General features: G+C 32.1%; 16 protein-coding genes. 5 read left to right on the forward strand and 11 right to left on the reverse strand.

Annotation, left to right across the window (positions count from 1 at the left end; translation table 11 throughout):
• Window positions 1-97 precede the first annotated feature (97 nt).
• Window positions 98-1,375: a peptidase T gene (gene pepT / locus AC3IPI_RS23385; RefSeq protein WP_086894097.1), complete on the forward strand. Its 1,278-nt coding sequence runs from the start codon at window positions 98-100 to the stop codon at window positions 1,373-1,375.
• Window positions 1,376-1,506: 131 nt separating this feature from the next.
• Here the strand turns inward: pepT and AC3IPI_RS23390 are convergent, their stop codons facing one another.
• Together AC3IPI_RS23390 and AC3IPI_RS23395 are read right to left on the reverse strand one after the other, a co-directional pair.
• A complete protein-coding gene (locus AC3IPI_RS23390; RefSeq protein ID WP_086894096.1) occupies window positions 1,507-2,463 on the reverse strand; it encodes an aldo/keto reductase in 957 nt (318 codons plus the stop codon).
• A 180-nt stretch (window positions 2,464-2,643) separates the two neighbouring features.
• Window positions 2,644-3,246: an HdeD family acid-resistance protein gene (locus AC3IPI_RS23395; RefSeq protein ID WP_489156136.1), complete on the reverse strand. Its 603-nt coding sequence runs from the start codon at window positions 3,244-3,246 to the stop codon at window positions 2,644-2,646.
• 292 nt (window positions 3,247-3,538) lie between these two features.
• Here AC3IPI_RS23395 and AC3IPI_RS23400 point away from each other — a divergent pair, with 292 nt between their 5' ends.
• Window positions 3,539-4,045: a C40 family peptidase gene (locus AC3IPI_RS23400; protein WP_489156138.1), complete on the forward strand. Its 507-nt coding sequence runs from the start codon at window positions 3,539-3,541 to the stop codon at window positions 4,043-4,045.
• 105 nt (window positions 4,046-4,150) lie between these two features.
• Here AC3IPI_RS23400 and AC3IPI_RS23405 read toward each other — a convergent pair whose 3' ends face one another.
• A complete protein-coding gene (locus tag AC3IPI_RS23405; protein ID WP_489156140.1) occupies window positions 4,151-5,731 on the reverse strand; it encodes a L,D-transpeptidase family protein in 1,581 nt (526 codons plus the stop codon).
• 161 nt (window positions 5,732-5,892) lie between these two features.
• Complete coding sequence (locus AC3IPI_RS23410; RefSeq protein ID WP_039111192.1) at window positions 5,893-6,300, reverse strand: DUF1573 domain-containing protein; 408 nt, start codon at window positions 6,298-6,300, stop codon at window positions 5,893-5,895.
• A gap of 170 nt (window positions 6,301-6,470) precedes the next feature.
• Between AC3IPI_RS23410 and AC3IPI_RS23415 the strand changes: the two genes are divergently transcribed.
• Window positions 6,471-7,733 (forward strand): sensor histidine kinase, encoded by a 1,263-nt coding sequence (locus AC3IPI_RS23415; protein ID WP_489156142.1) that lies wholly within the window; start codon window positions 6,471-6,473, stop codon window positions 7,731-7,733.
• Window positions 7,730-8,419: a response regulator transcription factor gene (locus AC3IPI_RS23420; protein ID WP_086894090.1), complete on the forward strand. Its 690-nt coding sequence runs from the start codon at window positions 7,730-7,732 to the stop codon at window positions 8,417-8,419. Before AC3IPI_RS23415 ends, AC3IPI_RS23420 begins: the two co-directional genes overlap by 4 nt.
• 313 nt (window positions 8,420-8,732) lie before the next feature.
• Here AC3IPI_RS23420 and AC3IPI_RS23425 read toward each other — a convergent pair whose 3' ends face one another.
• The 7 genes from AC3IPI_RS23425 to AC3IPI_RS23455 all read right to left on the reverse strand — a co-directional run bounded on the left by AC3IPI_RS23425 (window position 8,733) and on the right by AC3IPI_RS23455 (window position 17,192).
• On the reverse strand, window positions 8,733-10,964 hold the full coding sequence (locus AC3IPI_RS23425; protein ID WP_489156145.1) for a B12-binding domain-containing radical SAM protein: 2,232 nt from the start codon (window positions 10,962-10,964) through the stop codon (window positions 8,733-8,735).
• 125 nt (window positions 10,965-11,089) lie between these two features.
• Window positions 11,090-11,614, reverse strand: a complete 525-nt coding sequence (locus AC3IPI_RS23430; RefSeq protein WP_489156147.1) for a hypothetical protein — start codon at window positions 11,612-11,614, stop codon at window positions 11,090-11,092.
• Between the two features lie 35 nt (window positions 11,615-11,649).
• On the reverse strand, window positions 11,650-12,339 hold the full coding sequence (gene prfH, locus AC3IPI_RS23435; protein ID WP_489156149.1) for a peptide chain release factor H: 690 nt from the start codon (window positions 12,337-12,339) through the stop codon (window positions 11,650-11,652).
• On the reverse strand, window positions 12,327-12,932 hold the full coding sequence (locus tag AC3IPI_RS23440; protein ID WP_489156151.1) for a hypothetical protein: 606 nt from the start codon (window positions 12,930-12,932) through the stop codon (window positions 12,327-12,329). Before AC3IPI_RS23440 ends, prfH begins: the two co-directional genes overlap by 13 nt.
• Before the next feature lie 14 nt (window positions 12,933-12,946).
• Entirely contained in the window at window positions 12,947-14,338 is a 1,392-nt protein-coding gene (locus tag AC3IPI_RS23445; protein ID WP_489156153.1) for an RtcB family protein, read from the reverse strand.
• Between the two features lie 8 nt (window positions 14,339-14,346).
• Window positions 14,347-15,123, reverse strand: a complete 777-nt coding sequence (locus AC3IPI_RS23450) for a hypothetical protein (protein ID WP_086894083.1) — start codon at window positions 15,121-15,123, stop codon at window positions 14,347-14,349.
• 791 nt (window positions 15,124-15,914) lie between these two features.
• Window positions 15,915-17,192 carry an MFS transporter gene (locus AC3IPI_RS23455; RefSeq protein WP_489156155.1) on the reverse strand — a complete coding sequence of 426 codons (1,278 nt, stop codon included), beginning with the start codon at window positions 17,190-17,192 and terminating at the stop codon, window positions 15,915-15,917.
• A gap of 525 nt (window positions 17,193-17,717) precedes the next feature.
• Here AC3IPI_RS23455 and bshC point away from each other — a divergent pair.
• The gene (gene bshC / locus AC3IPI_RS23460; protein WP_039119974.1) at window positions 17,718-19,307 is read left to right on the forward strand and encodes a bacillithiol biosynthesis cysteine-adding enzyme BshC; all 1,590 of its coding nucleotides are present in this window, start codon (window positions 17,718-17,720) and stop codon (window positions 19,305-19,307) included.
• Window positions 19,308-19,337: the final 30 nt, after the last annotated feature.

Here is a 19,337-nt window from a genome sequence, read left to right on the forward strand (position 1 = left end):
ACTTAAATAGAATCCTTTTTTGTTTGTAATAGTATGTTTTAATCTAAAATAAGACAGCTAAAAAAAATGTCTATATTTGTTGCTTAAAAAAATAGAAATGCAACATATTATAGATCGATTTATTAGTTATGTAACAATTGATACAGAGTCTGATCCAAATTCACAAACTACACCAAGTACTCCAAAACAATGGGATCTTGCTAATAAACTTGTCGAAGAGCTAAAAAACATCGGTATGCAAGATGTTACTATAGATGACAAGGCTTATATAATGGCAACTTTACCAAGTAATGTAGAACATACTGTTCCTACTATTGGTTTCATCTCACATTTTGATACTTCTCCAGATTTTTCGGGAGCTAATGTAAAACCTCAAATTATCCCTAATTATGACGGTAAAGACATTGTATTAAACGCTGAGCAAAACATAATTCTATCTCCAAGTTACTTTAAAGATTTATTACAATATAAAGGGCAAACCTTAATAACAACCGACGGAACTACTTTATTGGGTGCCGATGATAAAGCAGGAATTACAGAAATTGTTTCGGCAATGGAATTCCTAATTAAAAACCCAGACATTAAACACGGAAAAATTAGAGTTGGTTTTACACCCGATGAAGAAATTGGTCGTGGAGCACATCATTTTGACGTAGATAAGTTTGGTGCCGAATGGGCTTACACCATGGACGGAAGCCAAATTGGAGAACTTGAATATGAAAACTTTAATGCTGCTGGTGCAAAAATTACGTTTAAAGGTAAAAGTGTACATCCTGGTTATGCCAAAGGAAAAATGATTAACTCGATGCTTATTGCTAATGAGTTTATTAATGAATTACCAAAGGGAGAAACACCTCAAGAAACTAAAGGTTATGAAGGATTTTTTCACGTACACCACTTAACCGGAAGTATCGAAGAAACTGTTCTGGAACTTATCATTAGAGATCATAGCGCAAAAAGGTTCGAAAGACGTAAAAAATTGATTGAGAGAATTACGAAAAAAATCAATCATAAATTTGCCAAAAAATTCGGAGAACCAATCGTAATTGCCGAAATAAATGACCAATACTACAATATGAAAGAAAAGGTCTTGCCTGTAAAACATATTGTTGATATTGCAGAGAAAGCAATGAGAGAATTAGATATAAAACCATTAATAAAACCTATTAGAGGTGGAACTGATGGTTCTCAATTATCGTACAAAGGATTGCCTTGCCCTAATATTTTTGCTGGTGGTCATAACTTTCATGGTAAATACGAATACGTTCCTGTAGAAAGCATGCAAAAAGCAACTGACGTTATTGTAAAAATTGCTGAGTTAACTGCAATTCCAGGTATTTTTGATGTGCCTGCGAAACCTGCAAAAAAGAAATAATTTTATTAGGCTTAAGCCAAAAAACAATAAAAAATCCCAATCTAAAAATTTTTAGATTGGGATTTTTGCTTTTAATTTTAGATTGAAAACTGCAACTGAATACTAAAAAATTATACATCTCTACAGTACTCCTATCCTAAAATAGTTTCAATTACTTTTAATTCCTCTTGAGAAAAGTCAAGATTTTGTAAACTATCTATATTGTTATTTAACTGTCCTACTGAGCTTGCGCCAATTAAAACTGATGTAATTCGATTATCTTTTAATAACCAAGCCAATGCCATTTGTGCCAAAGATTGATTTCTGTTTTGAGCAATTTCATTTAGAGCAATTATCTTTTGCACTTTTTGTTCTGATACTTCCTCGAGTTGCAAATGTCCATTCGGATTTGATGCTCTAGAGTTCTCTGGAATTCCTTTCAGGTATTTATCCGTTAAAAGTCCTTGTGCCAAAGGGGAAAACGCGATACAACCTACTCCTTTTTCTTCGAGAACATCTAGTAAACCAGCTTCGGCTTCACGTACAAACATCGAATATTTTACCTGATGTATTAAACAAGGCGTACCTAATTGTTTTAAAATTGATGTTGCTTCTCGAGTTTGTTCCGCATTATAATTAGATATTCCAGCGTACAATGCTTTTCCGCTTCTTACAGCATAATCCAAAGCCATCATCGTTTCTTCCAGCGGAGTCTCAGGATCAAAACGGTGGGAGTAAAAAATATCTACATAATCGAGTTTCATACGCTTTAAACTCTGATCTAAACTTGATAACAAATATTTACGAGAACCCCAATCGCCATAAGGTCCGTCCCACATCGTATAACCAGCTTTAGTAGAAACTACGATTTGATCACGCATATTTCCTTGAAAATTGTGCCACAATATTTTTCCGAAATTTTCTTCGGCAGAACCCGGAACTGGCCCGTAATTATTAGCTAAATCAAAATGCGTAATTCCTTTATCAAAAGCCTCTTTGATAATGCTTTCACCATTTTCAAAATTATCTACCGAACCGAAATTATGCCATAATCCCAAAGAAATTTGCGGCAATAACAATCCGCTTTTTCCGCATCTATTGTATTTCATTTTTTTGATTTAAAGATTGAAAATTAAAGAATTTAAAATCACAAAGCACATAAATTCTACTTTTGTAAAAATAAGAAATCGAAAGTATTATACAATTAATTTATACTAATTGAAAATACTTTCGATTTATAGTTTTATGCTTTTGGTTCGTTTTCCTAATAACCAAAAAAACACTAATCTTTATGAATTGATTTTACCTTCTAAATCATGTAACCTTTCGGGGATATCATGTATTTTTTTCAACTTGAAAGAGAAATAAATATAAAAAACACCAATTGCTATAAAAGCAAAAGCGGTCCAATATACTAGTGAAAGCCCTGCAAAAATAGGATTCCACAATAATATAAATGAAAATATAATCCCTAGTATTCCTAAAGCTACAAGATTTCCCCAATCAGGTACGGCATAACTCTTTAAATCAAAAGCAATAACTATTGCCATTATAGATCGGAATAAAATTACAAATCCTACATATAATGGAAGTATCGTAATAGAAATTAACGGATTAGAGATTAATAATATCCCTACAACTAATCCTAAAATTCCTGAAGCCAATGTCCAACCCCAATTATCAATTTTTTTTCTGTTAGAAAGTGCAAAAATAATTTCAAAAATTCCACTTCCCAAAAACGAGATACTAAAGATAAGCGCAAGGGTTAAATAAGCTGCTAAGGGAGTTATAAAAGACCAAATTCCGATTCCCACAAAAAGCAACCCCACTAATAATGGAATGTACCAGTAATCAATAGCTTTTTTTACTTTTTTAAATAAAGAATTTTCCATAAGTATATTTTTAAATCATGCCTACTCTATAAAGTTTTCAGCTTACCTTTAATGGTTAACCTCATCATAAAGTAGCCATATTTAAGCTATTTTATTACGAAGTCTCTCAAAGATAAGAAATAAAACCCCCTATTTGTAAAAAATAACTCATAAAGCAGCCTTTAATTCTTCTCTTAAATAAGTATATAAATCCTATTCAAAAAATGCTTTCCAACCCTTTGATCTAGCATTTCTTTGATATTAAAAAGTAACCACATATCTTTATAAATTAAATTACTTCCCTCTCAAAAAAATGAAATCCCAAATTTATATATTATTTGCAGCAGCTATTTTATTCTCTTCTTTTACTATAAAGAAAGAAGAAAAAATTAGAATAAATCAAGTTGAGAAAATACAAACCGCAATAGATAGAGATTCTATTATTACATATTCTAAACAATATCTGGGAACACCTTACTTATATGCAGGGAATAATCCAAATAAAGGTTTTGATTGCTCCGGTTTTGTTAATTATGTTTTTAAACATTTTGATGTGAACGTACCGCGGAGCTCAAGCGGTTATAAAAGTCTGGGAATTACTAAAAAAGCCGAAGACTTTAAAGTTGGAGACGTCTTAGTTTTTTACGGTTACAAGAACAAAACTATAGTTGGGCATGTAGGAATCATTTGTGAAGCCAATGGTATGAAATCAAAATTCATACATGCCTCTTCTGGCAAAGCTGGTAGTGTAACCATTAGTAATTTGGACTCCGATCATTATAGCAAGCGCTTCTATAAGTGTATTAATGTATTGCCCTAAATAACGTTTTTGTTGCAAATCTTCACTAATTAAATTGTGCTAATTTAGGATTACCTAGAATAGAACGCGGATGACACAGATTCGCGTTCTATTCTACACAAAACCTTATTCTTCTGTAAGTAGCTTTATAAGACTTTCATCTCTTTTATAAATGTCTTTATAAAAATTCAAATTCCCATCACGATCTACCCAAGCGGTAAAATAACCAATATAAACAGGGATTTTCTTCTTTAGCGTATACCAACTTTCTTTACCTGTATGCATTGCTTTATCAATTCGCTCAGGAGTCCATTTAGGATCTTGTTTTAATAACCCAATTGCAAACTCTCTTGGTTTTGCTACACGCACACAACCATGACTAAAAGCTCTATTTTCTCTTTCGAACAAACTTTTTGCAGGAGTGTCATGCAAATAAATATTATTTGAGTTTGGAAATAAAAACTTCACTAAACCAAGTGAATTATTTTTTCCTGGTAACTGACGAACAGCTCCATTATTCCATTCCAGATTTTTCTTTGCCAAATAATTTTTGTCTTTGGCCATTCCTGGTTTAATCTCTGAATTAATGATACTTGTAGGGACATTCCAATACGGACTAAAAACAATATAACTCATCATTCCGCTAAAAATAACAGTTTGAGTCATCATTTTTCCCACAACAACAGCCGATACAAAAGCAATTTCGTTATCACGAATTAAATACAATTTAAACTCCGGAATATTAACTTCTATATATTCTTTTCCTTTTTCGAGTTCAGGATCAATCCATCTACAACGCTCCATATTAGCAATTATGGTTTTAATCCTGTCAGATACCGGAATATTCATTTCTGCAATATGCTCCAATGTAATTTTCCCATTTACAGTATTCCCGTTGTGTGATTGATAATTTTTAACCCCTTCGACCAAAACATCATCAAAAACTAAACTCTTATTATCCTCTTTAAGGTTACCAGTTATAAACAATCGCTCTCTAATTTGCGCAACAGCAAGTGCTGAATCTCCTTTTTTTAGACTTTTAAAATCATCACCTGCCTCAATTGATTTCCAACCTCCTTTTTTTTCAATTTCTCTATATTGATGTAGTGCATCACGAAGTTTGTAATACTGGCTGAACATTTTGTTCTTTTTGTCATCACTTATAGTAGATTTTTTATAAATTGAATCTGTAAAAACCTGATAATTCACTTTTTTACGAGGTAAAAGCCATTCTAATGATTTAGTTGTTTTTTCATCTACCCCAGATACTTTCTGAACATAATAAAAATATAGATTCGTAATCATTAAATCTGTATCTACTTGTGATAATTGGTTTTCTGAAGTATGTTCAAAAATAGGACTAATCTTGTCACTATAAGGAAAATTAGCTTTTAAGCCTTCCTGATCCAATCCATTATACTTATTAAATAATGTATGTGCGAACTCTACAACTCCTTTATTATCCAACCACAATTGAGTAGACTTATTTTTCTTGTATAATGCCAAAACATCATTCTGGAATTTTAGCAATTTAGGGTATGCTTGATAAAAAGTAATAATACTTGAACTATCTATTGTAATTTTTAATTCGGGAACTACTTTCTCTGAAGTGTTTTTTGACTCTCCCTCTTTCTTTTCTGACTTTTTATTGCAAGAAATAGTAACCAAAAAAATGGCAACAGCTACAAGTGGATACAAAACTTTCATAATATATTTTTTAATAAAAATAGAAAAGTTTTAGTAGAAACAAACCATTTATAAAAATTTAATCTTTGCTTTACAATCTACCTATAATTACTTCAGAAATAAACATAAAAAAACTCCAAACAAGTTGAGTTGTTTGGAGTTCAGAGATATAAAACTACTTATTATAAAACTATCCCTTTCAAAGTAAGTACTTTTGGTGTTGTTTCTGCACTTGTTACAACTGTAACAGTTTTAGAAAAAGCACCTTTATTAGCAGCATTGTATGTTGCTGTAATTTTTGCCGATTTTCCAGGAAGAATCGGTTCTTTTGTATAATTTGTTGCTGTACATCCACAAGAACCTTGAACACTTGTAATAACTACAGCTGTTTTTCCTGTGTTTTTAAATTCAAAATCAATTGCTTTTGGTACATTCTGAGGGATCTGTCCCACATCAATCGTTTCAGCTTTCCATGCAATTCCTGCTGCAGCTACAACATTATTTTCTACTAATGATTGCACTGGAGCAATTGCAGAAAAAGACATTAATCCTAATGTAAATACTAATAATAAAGGTCTGATAATTTTCATAAGTTTAAAATTTAAATGATTATTTGGTTTTTCATATTTTGAACATTACAAATGTAAATCACATAAAAACGGAACGCTGTTAATCGATCTCAAATGTTTGTTAACGACTTGTTAATCGCTATATTTAAAGATATTTTTGATTAATATTACACCTTAAAAATTCTATTTAAGTGAAAATAAACAGACTCAACAGTATTATCCTTCTGGGGTTTATAGCAATTATCGGCATATTGGTCGCACAATTACTATGGACCAAGGAAGCTTTTATGCTTGAGCAAAAAAAACTGAATCAGAAAACACATATTGCATTACTTGAAGTTGCCAAAAAATTACATGAAAGTAGTAGTAACGAATTGCCTGCACAAAGTCCTATCCAAAAAATATCTAATGACTATTATGTTGTAAACATCGAAAATGATTTTGAACCGGACATCTTAGAGTTTTATTTGAAATCGGAATTCAAAAAAATGAATATTACAACCGATTTTGAATATGCTATGTACAATTGTCAAAGCAATGAAATGGTTTATGGAAATCATGTTTCTTTATCCAAAAATTCAAAAGAAAAACAGTCAGTTTATTTCCCGAAACACAAAAATCTAGTCTATTACTTCGCTGTTCGTTTTCCTAATGAAACCAGCTATATCTTCAGCTCCATGCGTTTTTGGTTTGTGCTTTCGATAATGCTTATTGTCATTTTACTAATTTATATCTATTCGATTTTTACGCTTTTACAGCAAAAGAAATACTCTGAGTTACAACGCGATTTTATTAATAATATGACCCATGAGTTTAAAACACCTTTGGCTTCTATTTTAATCGCATCTAATTATTTAATTAAACAGAATCCGATTAAGGAAGACAAGAAACTCGAAAAATATACCGAAATCATTATCAGTCAAAGTGGTAAATTAAATAATCATATCGAGAAGATTTTGAGCATTGCAAAGTCTGATTACACTCCTTTGGAGCTCGAATTAAAAGAGATTTCAATTATTCCTGCTATTGAGGAAACAATAGAAAACATCAAACTAAAATATCCCGAAACTGACATAAAAATTGAATCTGCTACCACAAATTATCATATTGTTGCCGACGTTTTTCATTTTACAAATATTGTTTACAACCTTCTTGATAATGCCATAAAATATTGTGATACTAAGCCAAAAATCACAATTCGTTTAACTACTGAAAACCAGCTATTAAAAATTGCTTTTATAGATAACGGAATTGGTATTGCTAACAAAAATATTTCTTTTATCTTCGATAAGTTTTATAGGATTCCAAATGAAAAAAGTACGCAATCTAATGGTTTTGGATTGGGCTTGTATTATGTAAAAAAGATTTGCAACTTGCATCAATGGAAAATCAATGCTATTAACAATCCCGAAAAAGGGATAACCATAACCATCTTAATTCCGTACAAAAAATGAGTATTTTCAAAATTCTTTACACTGAAGATGATGAAACCTTGGCGTTTCTTACCAAAGATAATTTGGAACAAAATAATTATGAGGTAACACATTGCTGTGATGGAGAATTAGGTTTGGAAGCCTTTAATAAAGGGAATTTCGATATTTGTATTCTGGATATTATGATGCCAAAAATAGACGGATTTGAACTCGCTACCGAAATACGAAAAATCAACTCCGATATTCCTATTATTTTCCTTTCGGCAAAAACACTAAAAGAGGACAGAATAAAAGGATTACGATTGGGTGCCGATGATTATCTCGTGAAACCTTTTAGTATTGAAGAATTGCTCCTTAAAATTGAAATTTTCTTAAAGCGTTCGCAAAAGAATGACACCATAGATAAATCGGTTTATAAAATTGGGAAATACCATTTTGACATTCAAAATTTCATTTTATACAATGAAAATGAAAAAACAAGTCTTACACAACGCGAGTCAGAACTTCTGAAGTTGTTTATCGACAACAAAAATACCGTTTTAAAAAGGGAACAAATCCTTACTTCTCTTTGGGGTGATGATGATTATTTTATGGGACGAAGTCTGGATGTTTTTATTTCACGCCTACGCAAAATATTAGTAAACGAGAAAGGAATTGTTATCGAGAACTTACACGGAATTGGGTTTAGGTTTAAGGTTGATTCTTAAGGTGCAGAGGGACAGAGCGACAAAGGTTCAAAGGAAGTTACTGAGGTTCTGAGGAACTAAGATTAAAAAGTAAAAACTCAACAGTTATTACGCAATGCCTGTAGAGACGCACCGCAGTGCGTCTTCTCAATATAATTCCACAACGATTAAAACTAATCGTTATCTATCTTACGCTGACTTGTTTCGTCTATTTGCTAAACATCTCAATTTTATCATCCTGAACGTCCCAATCCCGAAACTTAGGGACGGAAGAAGGCCTTTTATACAATAACCCTTTACGTTTTCTCTTTGTGAAACTTTGCGTAATAATCTACTACAACACCAACAATCCAAATTCCCTTAAAGTATTTACAGGTTTAGAATACCAAAACAACTCAAAGTCCTCAAAATTGGTTTCGAAATCAGTTTTTACTTCCTGAAATGTATAGGTTTTAGTTTTAGAAGAAGAAATTTTCTGTAGTATTTCAACTAACCATTCTCCTTCATTTTTATTGGTCTGAACACTGAAGCTTTCTTTTTTATCATGAAAAGTAAGCGTTAGCATTTCCCATGAATTTCCTTTTTTAGATTTGGTAAAAGCTTCTGTAAAAGGCTTTCCTCCCAGCCAAACAATTTTGGCAGTAGGCTTTATATTAAAATCTTCAGATTCCTGTAAAGCATCATAAATAAAGTCGGATCCAATTTTCGTTTTAGGAATTTTAAAATCAAACCAATCCTGAAGTTCATAATCAAAACAGATTCCGTGCATGAAATTGAATAAAGATTTCTTTAATCCAAAACTGAATTTATCGTGATCTATTCCTGTTTTATCGGTATAATTAATATCATTATTAGCAAAAGTTCCAATGGCTTCGGTTTCCTTAACCACACCAAACTTTTCTGGATACATCCCAACCGGACTATGTGCTGTCATGGCAAACTGATGCCAAAATCCCGATTGTAAAACTCCAGCTTCAAATAACTGACGTACCATTTCCAAACTATCAACCGTTTCCTGAACTGTTTGCGTTGGATATCCATACATTAAATAGGCATGAACCATAATACCTGCTTCGGTAAAATTGCGGGTAACTTTTGCCACTTGCTCAACCGTAACACCTTTATCTATTAGTTTCAATAATCTATCCGAAGCAACTTCCAAACCACCAGAAACGGCAATACATCCCGAAGCTTTCAGTAACAAACATAAATCGGCAGAGAAACTTTTCTCGAAACGAATATTTGTCCACCATGTTACCGCTAATTTTCTTCGAAGAATCTCAAGAGCCAAAGCACGCATAAGTGCAGGCGGAGCAGCTTCATCTACATAATGAAAACCATTTTGCCCCGTTTGCTTCATCATGTCTTCCATTCGGTCACACAACAAACTGGCTGCAACAGGTTCGTAAACCTTTATATAATCTAATGAAATATCACAAAACGTACATTTTCCCCAATAACAACCGTGCGCCATGGTGAGTTTATTCCAGCGTCCGTCGCTCCACATACGATGCATCGGATTAACAATTTCGATAACCGAAATATACTTATCCAAAAGCAAATCAGAATAATCCGGTGTTCCAACCTGAGATTGTTTATAATCATGTCGCAACGAATTGTTTTTGTAAACAACTTTCCCTTCTTCGAGTAAAAAAGTTCTTTTATACTCATCAGAAACTTTCAATTCACAATTATCAACTATCAATTCAATAGGTACTTCCCCATCATCCAAAGTGATAAAGTCAAAAAACTCAAAAACACGAGCGTCTGATAACGAACGTAATTCAGTATTTGGAAAACCGCCACCCATCGAAATTCTAATTTCAGGATGATTCTGTTTTACCCATTGTGCACATCTAAAAGCACTATATAAATTCCCAGGAAAAGGAACTGAAATTAAAAATAGAGTTGGTTTTACCGATTCTATTCTCTCTTTTAAAATGGAAATTAAAACCCTGTCAATATAAGTTGGTTCTTGTTGTAAGGCTTGGTATAATTCATCAAAAGAATTGGCGCTTCGACCTAAACGTTCAGCATAACGGCTAAAACCAAAATTCTCATCGACACATTCCACTATAAAATCCGAAATATCTTCAAGATATAATGTCGCCAAATGTTTTGCTTTATCCTGCGTTCCCATTGTTCCAAAAGCCCAATCTAGTTCTTCCAATTGCACAAATCGAGAAGCCTCAGGCAAGAAATCTTCCTGACAAATTTGCAATGCTAATGTTGGGTTCTTTCCTTGCAAAAAAGCAATAACAGCATCAATCGTTTTAAGATACTCATCTTGTAAAGCAAAAATACGTTTGGAGTTATCCGAGATTTTTTCAGCATCAGCCAACACTTGCCCATTCTTGCTTCTTGCTTCTGCCTTATCTTCATAAGCTTTAAACAAATTCTTCAATCCCTCTTTCGAAAACAATTCTAAAATCACTTCAATACCTAAATCTGCCTGAACCGATTCTATATTTTTAGTATTCAGAAACCCTTTGATATAGGCGGTTGCTGGATACGGTGTATTCAGTTGTGTAAAAGGAGGAGTGATTATAAAAAGCTTAGTTTTCAAAGGGAAATGTTTTGTGCAAAAATAAGGCATATTTAGGGACTTTTTATAAAAAGATTTGGTGGTTGTTTTTACTGCTTTTTTGAATAGAAACAATAAAGGATGCCAATTACAGCATCCTTTATTCTTTACTTATTTTTCTTTTTCTTCTTATCTGACTTACTTTTTCCAGAATCTTTATCAAATTTTTTATTTAATCTTTTTTCGGTTTCTTCAATACCATAATCATAAGCTGAATTTAAAGTTGCAAGTTTAGCCTCTTTCATTGCTTTCAAGGCTTTTTTAAACTCTTGTTGACTTTCAAAAAGCATCACTTTTTTCAGAAGAATTTCTGTTTTATTAATTCCTTTAATTGTTAATGCAAAATCAATCAACTTCACGGCTTCCTCATAATCTTCATTTAAAATTAAAGTATGAATGTAAAAAGTATACACTTCGATTGCATTAATATTAATTGAGATAGCCTGCTGAAAATATTCTTTGGCTTCTTCATATTTAAATAACTGGTCACTTAAAACCTGCCCATATAAACACAAAGCCATTGTATTTTTATCATCATAAGACAAAGCATAATCCAATGATTCGATGGTTTCTTCCAGCGAATATGGATAACTATCTAATGCCTGAAAAAGATATTTATCTACTGTTTTCATAGTTTATTCTGTTTAGAAATTCAGAGATTTAGAGATTAATCATTATCTAAATAATCTTCTCTTTTTAATCTTTGCCTTTCCTGTTTGTAATTTTTTGTTTGTTTTTGTTTTTTAAAATCTGAACCCTGAAAAACCCGAATTGGTTTTCCTCGCTGAATTTGCAATTGATTCATCCATTGAGCCTGAAATTCGGCTTTAAACTGCTTTACAGTTTCATCCTTAAACTTCTGTAATAATCTCTCTGTGGCTAGTTTTTTATTCTGATGCTGCGACCGTGAATCCATCGACACAACGCTAATTCCTGTAGGAATATGAGTTGCTCTTACTGCCGAACTCACCTTATTTACATGTTGTCCTCCTGCACCCGAACTACGCATTGCCTGATACTGAATATCATTTTCAGAAATTTGCGTTGTAGTAGCTTTATCAATTTCAAAAATCCCGATAAACCAATTTTTACGTTTATGAAATTTCCTGAATTGACTCTGCCCTATCCATTGGATTGTTCCAATCCAAGAGTTTACAAACTCATTAAGATTATTACTCTCTAATAAAATTGTAGCCGTTTCGACCGTACCATTTTCAATTCCTGTTTCTCTCTGAAGCAATGTTGTTTTTATTTTATTATCATTGGCTTCTTCCAGAAAAGTCTTTAAAACCTGAGCCACAACCCAGCTACATTCTGCTGGGCCACGACCTGATGTTATTTGAATTATTTTTTCCATTTCTCTATAATTTTCAACAGTTTTTCTCTGTTCTTTGCTTCTTTTACAAATTTCGGAAGTCTGGAAACCATTGTCCCGTTACCACTTCCGTTATTGTTTCTTTCTCTCAAATCAGCTTTAATGTATCTCTCTAAGTAATTGATATGTTCCAAATTATAAGCCCAAAAAATTGATTGGTCAAATTCTTTCTGATACCATATTTCAGCATTAAAAGCACCTACTCTTTGTAATGATTTATCAGTATCTAACACAAAAGGAACTTCTTTTATATTAGGCTTAAACTCTTTAATCTCATTACATATAGAACATTTTAGCTTGATTGTTTCTGGTTTTTCATTCAGTAATTGCGACTCAAAATTTATTTTGTCTTCATTATTACAGCAATAAGTATCTACATAAGCAATGTATTTTACCATCCCTTCTTTTAAAGAATAATAGCAATTTTTACATTCTAAAATTCTTTTATCTCTATAATAAAGTTCAGATTCCAAAGCTCTCCTAACAACTGCTTGAGAAGCACATTTTGGACATTTTACCAAAATTTCATTTCCAAAACTGCCTAACCATTTATTTTCATCTTTAAACCTTTCCATAATCTTGAACTTCTTTATCTGTCCATTCTAACGATTTTTGGTGTAAACGTGCCTAACACATCCACCAATTCCGTTTGATTAGCCATTACTTTATTAATGTCTTTATATGCCATTGGCGCTTCATCTATATTACCACCAATCAAGCTTACGTCGTTTGCTTTTAAGACTTTGTTAATCTCACTTTGTGTAAACGATTCCTTGCATTTTCTACGAGAAAAAAGTCGTCCAGCTCCATGAGATGCAGAGTTTAAACTCTCCGTATTTCCCTTGCCCTGAACAATAAATCCAGGTGCAGTCATAGACCCAGGAATAATACCCAGTTCACCCACATTAGCTGGAGTTGCGCCTTTACGATGTACAATAGCTTCTTTGCCATTTACCATTTCTTTCCAAGCAAAATTGTGGTGATTTTCAATAGTTACAACCACACGTTTGCCAATCGCTTTAGCAATTCTGCGGTGAATATCATCATGACAAGCCTTGGCATAATCACCAGCTAAATTCATAGCCAGCCAATATTCCTGTCCGTCGTGCGTATTTAAATCTAACCAAGCCAGATGCTGTACATTTTTAGGTAACGGACATTGTTTTGTTGCCAAGTACGTATAATGTTTAGCAATATTAGCTCCCAAACCTCTTGAACCACTATGCGAAAGCACAGCAAAATATTCACCTACTCCTATTTTCCATTCATTAAGCGGGTTGGTAATTTTAGCAATTCCAAACTCTACAAAATGGTTTCCTCCTCCCGAAGTACCAAGTTGCTTGTAGGCTTTACTCAATAAACTTTTTATAAGCGGAATATCCTGAAACTCACTTCGGCTAAACACTTCGTGATCTGCTCGTATGGTATGTGTTTCATACATTCCAAACTTGGTATTATCTTTTAAGATTGCTTGTAACTGATGGTCTTTTCCTTTAAAAAAAGACGCAGGAATATCAAAAATGGACAAACTCATTCTACAACCAATATCTACTCCTACTCCATACGGAATCACAACATTATCTGTTGCCAGTACACCACCTATTGGCAGTCCGTAACCAGAATGTGCATCGGGCATTAAAGCTCCAGCAACCGAAATTGGCAATTTTAAAGCATCATATAACTGATATTTAGCTTGCTCATCAATTTCGTTTTCTCCAAATATGGAAAAAGGTGCTCTTGTATTATTAAGCTGATGCATTCTTACTTGTACCGGATTTACCAATCCTTCAGCAACTTTGCCCCAAGTACCATGTCCGGTAAATTTTTCAGGAGATAGTAAAACTTCTTTGGCTTCGTTTAATATACTCTCTTTTTTTTCTCGTTTTCTGTATCTGTTTATTTGCCCCAAGGCAATGTTGATACTATTATTTTTTGGAAAGCCTATTTTAATCAGGTCTTTTCCAGATAGTTTATTTCCCATTATATTTTTTATCTTATGAGTTCTAATGACTCTTTATTTAGATATTCTATTTCTTTATAATATTCATCCATTACGGTATGAATCTGTTTATTGTTCAATGGATTTAGATATTTCAATTTCTTAGTATTCCATCTCCAATAGTTCACACTTCCGTGTGCAATTTTTATCATTGAATTTCGAAGAAAATGATTCGTGATATAATTACTTATCCTAGCAATTTCACTTTCCAAAACACCATCGACCATTTTAGTATGTGTTATCATATTTGGTCTCACACGCAATACATATCGCCAAGGCTCATCAAATATATAATGGATCTTATAGCGTTTACAATTAGGACACCATCGTTCCCTTTTATAAAAATGTATTTTTTCTTTGTCTGTTAATGTTAGTTTTGGACTTCTCCATTCCGATTCTGAAAATTCTTTTACAATCTGAAGTTTCTCGACGTATACATGCTTTCTTTTCTTCTTTTTCTTTTTCTTAAAAGATTTCTCAGAAGAATATTGCACCGTATTTATCTTCTCCAATAATGTTTTATAGAACAATGCTTCTTTAGATCTCGCAATATCTTCCCTAAGTACAAAATTGCGTTCCCATCCTTTTTGATAAGGTGTTGCCAAAGGCACTAATGGTAAAGCTCTACGTTTATGCAATAGCTCATCCTCGAACTTATCTAACTGAATTAATTGTTTCTCAAAATCTTTTTTAACTGCACTCTTCTTTTGCTTTTTTTTCTTCAAACGACTACACAAGATGTAATCATCTAAAAGATAATTGTCCATTTAAAAAAATTTAAATTATAGTTTTCCTGCCAAGTATTAGAAAATACAAGGCAAAAGCATTTTATCTCCAATAGATAAATTGAGTTCGGGGTATCGGGAATTTTTTGAAGTGTCTAGAATAAAAAAAGCCCGAAAGTTAATTTCCTTCGGGCTTGTTCATATATCTAAAATTGATTTGCTATGATTGCGAAAAGCCACGAAGACACATACCAACAGAATCTAATCCTGATGTGATGTTTTGAGAGGTAAAGTTTAATACAAACATTGTCTTCGTTATTAATTTGGTTAATGATTTATTTTCTGATGCAAATTTTGTGATTTTTTTTTGAAATAAACAAATTTTAAAACAAGTATTTTCTTATTTTAAAATTAAAACACTGATTTAAAACAAATTAAACTAAATTTTAAAATCAAAATAATCAATAATTTTAGTAATAAACTCTCTTATTCTTGCTCCAAAAACTATTAGATAGTTAAAAAAGCAACTGAACTTAGATAACTTTATCACAAGATTTACAAAACATTTGATTGTTAGGCACAATTAATTTTAACACATAGGAACATAGGTCTTGTAAACTCAAAAAAAAGGCGTTTCACTTATTTTAAATGCACATAGCTAAACTAGTGTGAAAGAAATATATTTCTTTTTGCGTTCTTTTTTACACATAAAATCTATGTTTCTATGTGTTAAATTAAATTTTTACACCTCAAACGAAGCGAAAAGATGCAGTAATTACACCCAAAGAGCTTCGTTTACTAATACTATAAAAATTGTGTCAGTAGATTTCCTCTTAAAACTGATGTACTTTCTTAGAAATTACTAAAAATGAAACTAAAGATATTAAAGCAGCCGCAGTTAGATAAAATCCTACGTAGCTCAAACCATAAGTCGTTGCCAACCAAATTGCAATCATTGGAGCAAAAGCTGCACCCAAAATACCTGCCATATTAAAAGTTAAAGATGCTCCAGAATAACGAACTGTCGTAGGAAATAATTCAGATAAAAAAGTTCCCAATGGGCCATAAGTAAAACCCATCAATGACATTCCGATACAAACGAAAGCTGTTACCATGTAAGGACTTCCTGAATTAAGAAAATACGAAAAGAAAAAACCGAAAGCAGCAATAGCTAAAGTCGTGAAAATTAATATTTTTCTGCGACCTATTTTATCGGCAACCAAAGCCGAAACAGGAATAAAAGCAGCAAAAAATAATACAGAAAACAATTGTATTAACAAAGCATCTCTTTTGGTAAAACCTAAATCTGAAGTAGCCCAGCTTAAGGTAAAAACCGTCATTAAATAAAATACCAAAAAGGTTGTAATTGCAGATAATGTCCCAAAAATCAATTGATTTTTATATGATTTAAGCAAAGTAAAAAATGGGATTTTCACTTCTTTTTGTTCCAATTTAGAGTTTTCAAAAGCAGGAGTTTCACTAATTTTTAAACGAATATAAAATCCAACAATTACCAAAAGTGAACTTGCTATAAACGGAATTCTCCAGCCATAATCCATAAAATCTTCGCTGGTCATAGTATCTGTTAAAATTAAAAAAGTTCCTCCTGAAAGTAGCAATCCAATAGGCGCTCCTAATTGCGGAAACATTCCATACCAGGCACGTTTATTCGGAGGTGCATTCTCTATCGCTAATAAAACAGCACCACCCCATTCGCCTCCTAAACCAACTCCCTGACCAAATCGACATAACATCAATAAAATCGGTGCAGCGATGCCGATACTTGCATAACTCGGTAAAAATCCAATGGCAATTGTTGATAATCCCATGGTTAACAAAGCCACTACCAAAGTAACTTTACGTCCTATTTTATCTCCATAATGACCAAAAACAGCAGAACCAATAGGTCTTGATAAAAAGGCTATCGAAAAAGTTGCCAAAGATTCAAGGGTCGAATTAGTACTACTAGCACCTGGGAAAAATAATTGCGGAAACACCAATACAGCTGCATTAGCATAAATATAGAAATCAAAAAATTCAATTGTCGTACCTATTAAGCTCCCAAAAAGAACATGTTTCAAGGAGTTTTCCTTAGTAGAATTATTTTTCATGTGGTTGATATAGTTTTTATAAAAATAAGACCCGTTGGGTGCAATTAATTTTAACACATAGAAACATAGGTCTTCTACGCACAAAAAAGGCGTTTCACTTGTTTTAAATGCACATAGCTAGTTATGTGAAAGAAATATATTTCTTTTTGTACTCTTTTTTACACATAAAATCTATGTTTCTATGTGTTAAATTTTTTTTTTTACGAATTGCACCCAACGGGTTAAAAATAGGATATAAAAATGGGTTTAATTTTTGAAAATAGCAAATATTAAATTCCCATTTTTTAAGAAATTAGTTTAAAAAATCATAATCCTCATAACCCCAAAAAAACCCATCAACACATTCAAATTCTGTGAATTATTTTTCAAATAAATTAAAAAACAAGTATTTTCCTATATTGAAAGTATTTACATGATTATCAATGATTTGTAACTATTTTTAAAATTCAAATCATAAGCAATAGTTAAATCCATTTTTAAGTACAAATTTTGATTAAATTTACAGCTATCAAAAAAACAATACTTATGCCAACCGACTGTATCAGCTACCAAAACTCAGGATATTTCTCAACTTTGATACATGATTATTTAGAACAAAAATCAGATTTAAAACCATTATATAATAATTTTCCAACACTGGAAAACTTTGAAAAACAAATTATCGAAAAGCAACAAAATTTCGATAATAACAACAGAATTCCATTAGTTTCGGTTTTAAAAGAACAATATGCCAAAATTGAACTTTCGGATTCGACCAAACAAAATATCAAAGCCTTAGCGCTCCCAAATACATTTACAGTTACAACAGGACATCAACTAAACCTATTTAGCGGTCCCTTATATTTCTTGTATAAAATAATCTCAACGATAAATCTTACCAACGAATTAAAAGCAAAATATCCTTCGCATAACTTTGTTCCCATTTATTGGATGGCGACTGAAGACCATGATTTTGAAGAAATTAATTATTTTAATTTTAAAGGCAAAAAGTTCCGATGGAATGCCGAAAGTACAGGTCCGGTAGGAAGATTATCAACCAAAGGACTTGAAGATTTTTTCGAAATATATGCTTTAGAATTAGGTTCAAGCATCAATGCCAATGTTTTGAAAAAAATATTTAAAGATGCCTATCTAAAACACAATAATCTAGCAGATGCAACACGTTATCTTGCCAATAGTTTATTTGCATCACAAGGCTTAGTAATTCTAGATGCAGACAATGCTAATTTAAAGCGTGCTTTTATTCCATACATAAAAGAAGAATTAGAATCTCAATCTGCCTATAAAGCCGTTCAGGAAACTATCGAAAAACTGAAAGATTATACAGTTCAGGTAAATCCGCGCGAAATCAATTTATTTTATATCGAAGATAATTTACGCGAACGTATCATTTTTGAAAACGGAAAATATAAAGTTAACAATACAAAAATTGAATTTTCAGGAAGAGAAATCTTTGATTTACTAGAAAGAAATCCCGAAAAATTTAGTCCGAACGTAATTATGCGTCCGTTATATCAAGAAATTATCTTGCCTAATTTATGCTACATTGGCGGAGGTGGAGAAATCGCGTATTGGTTAGAATTAAAATCATTCTTTGATACTGCAAAGATTACTTTTCCGATGCTTTTAATTAGAAATTCCGTGCTTTTGGCTACCGAAAAACAGGCAAAAAAAGCGGATCAATTAAATTTATCATGGAGCGATTTATTCTCAAAACAAGACAGTTTAATCAACAAAAGCACAAGAGAATTATCACCATTTTCTATTGATTTAACGCCTCAAAAAGAACTTTTGCATAAGCAATTCGAATATCTTTATGAATTAGCAAATCAAACAGATAAATCGTTTACCGGAGCAGTAAAAGCACAAGAAGTTAAACAAATAAAAGGACTCGAAAACCTTGAAAAAAGACTCTTAAAAGCACAAAAAAGAAAATTAAATGACATTTTGCAACGTATTACCGACTTGCAAAATGAACTATTTCCAAATAAAAGCTTGCAGGAACGTCAAGCCAATTTTTCAGAATTTTATCTGGAAAAAGGAGAGGAATTAATCCCCCTTCTTATTAAAGAATTAAAACCATTAGAATCTAATTTTAATGTTATTACTATATAAATGACTATACTTGTAATTGACTAAAAAATA

It is taken from the genome of Flavobacterium sp. GL_143 (assembly GCF_057834355.1).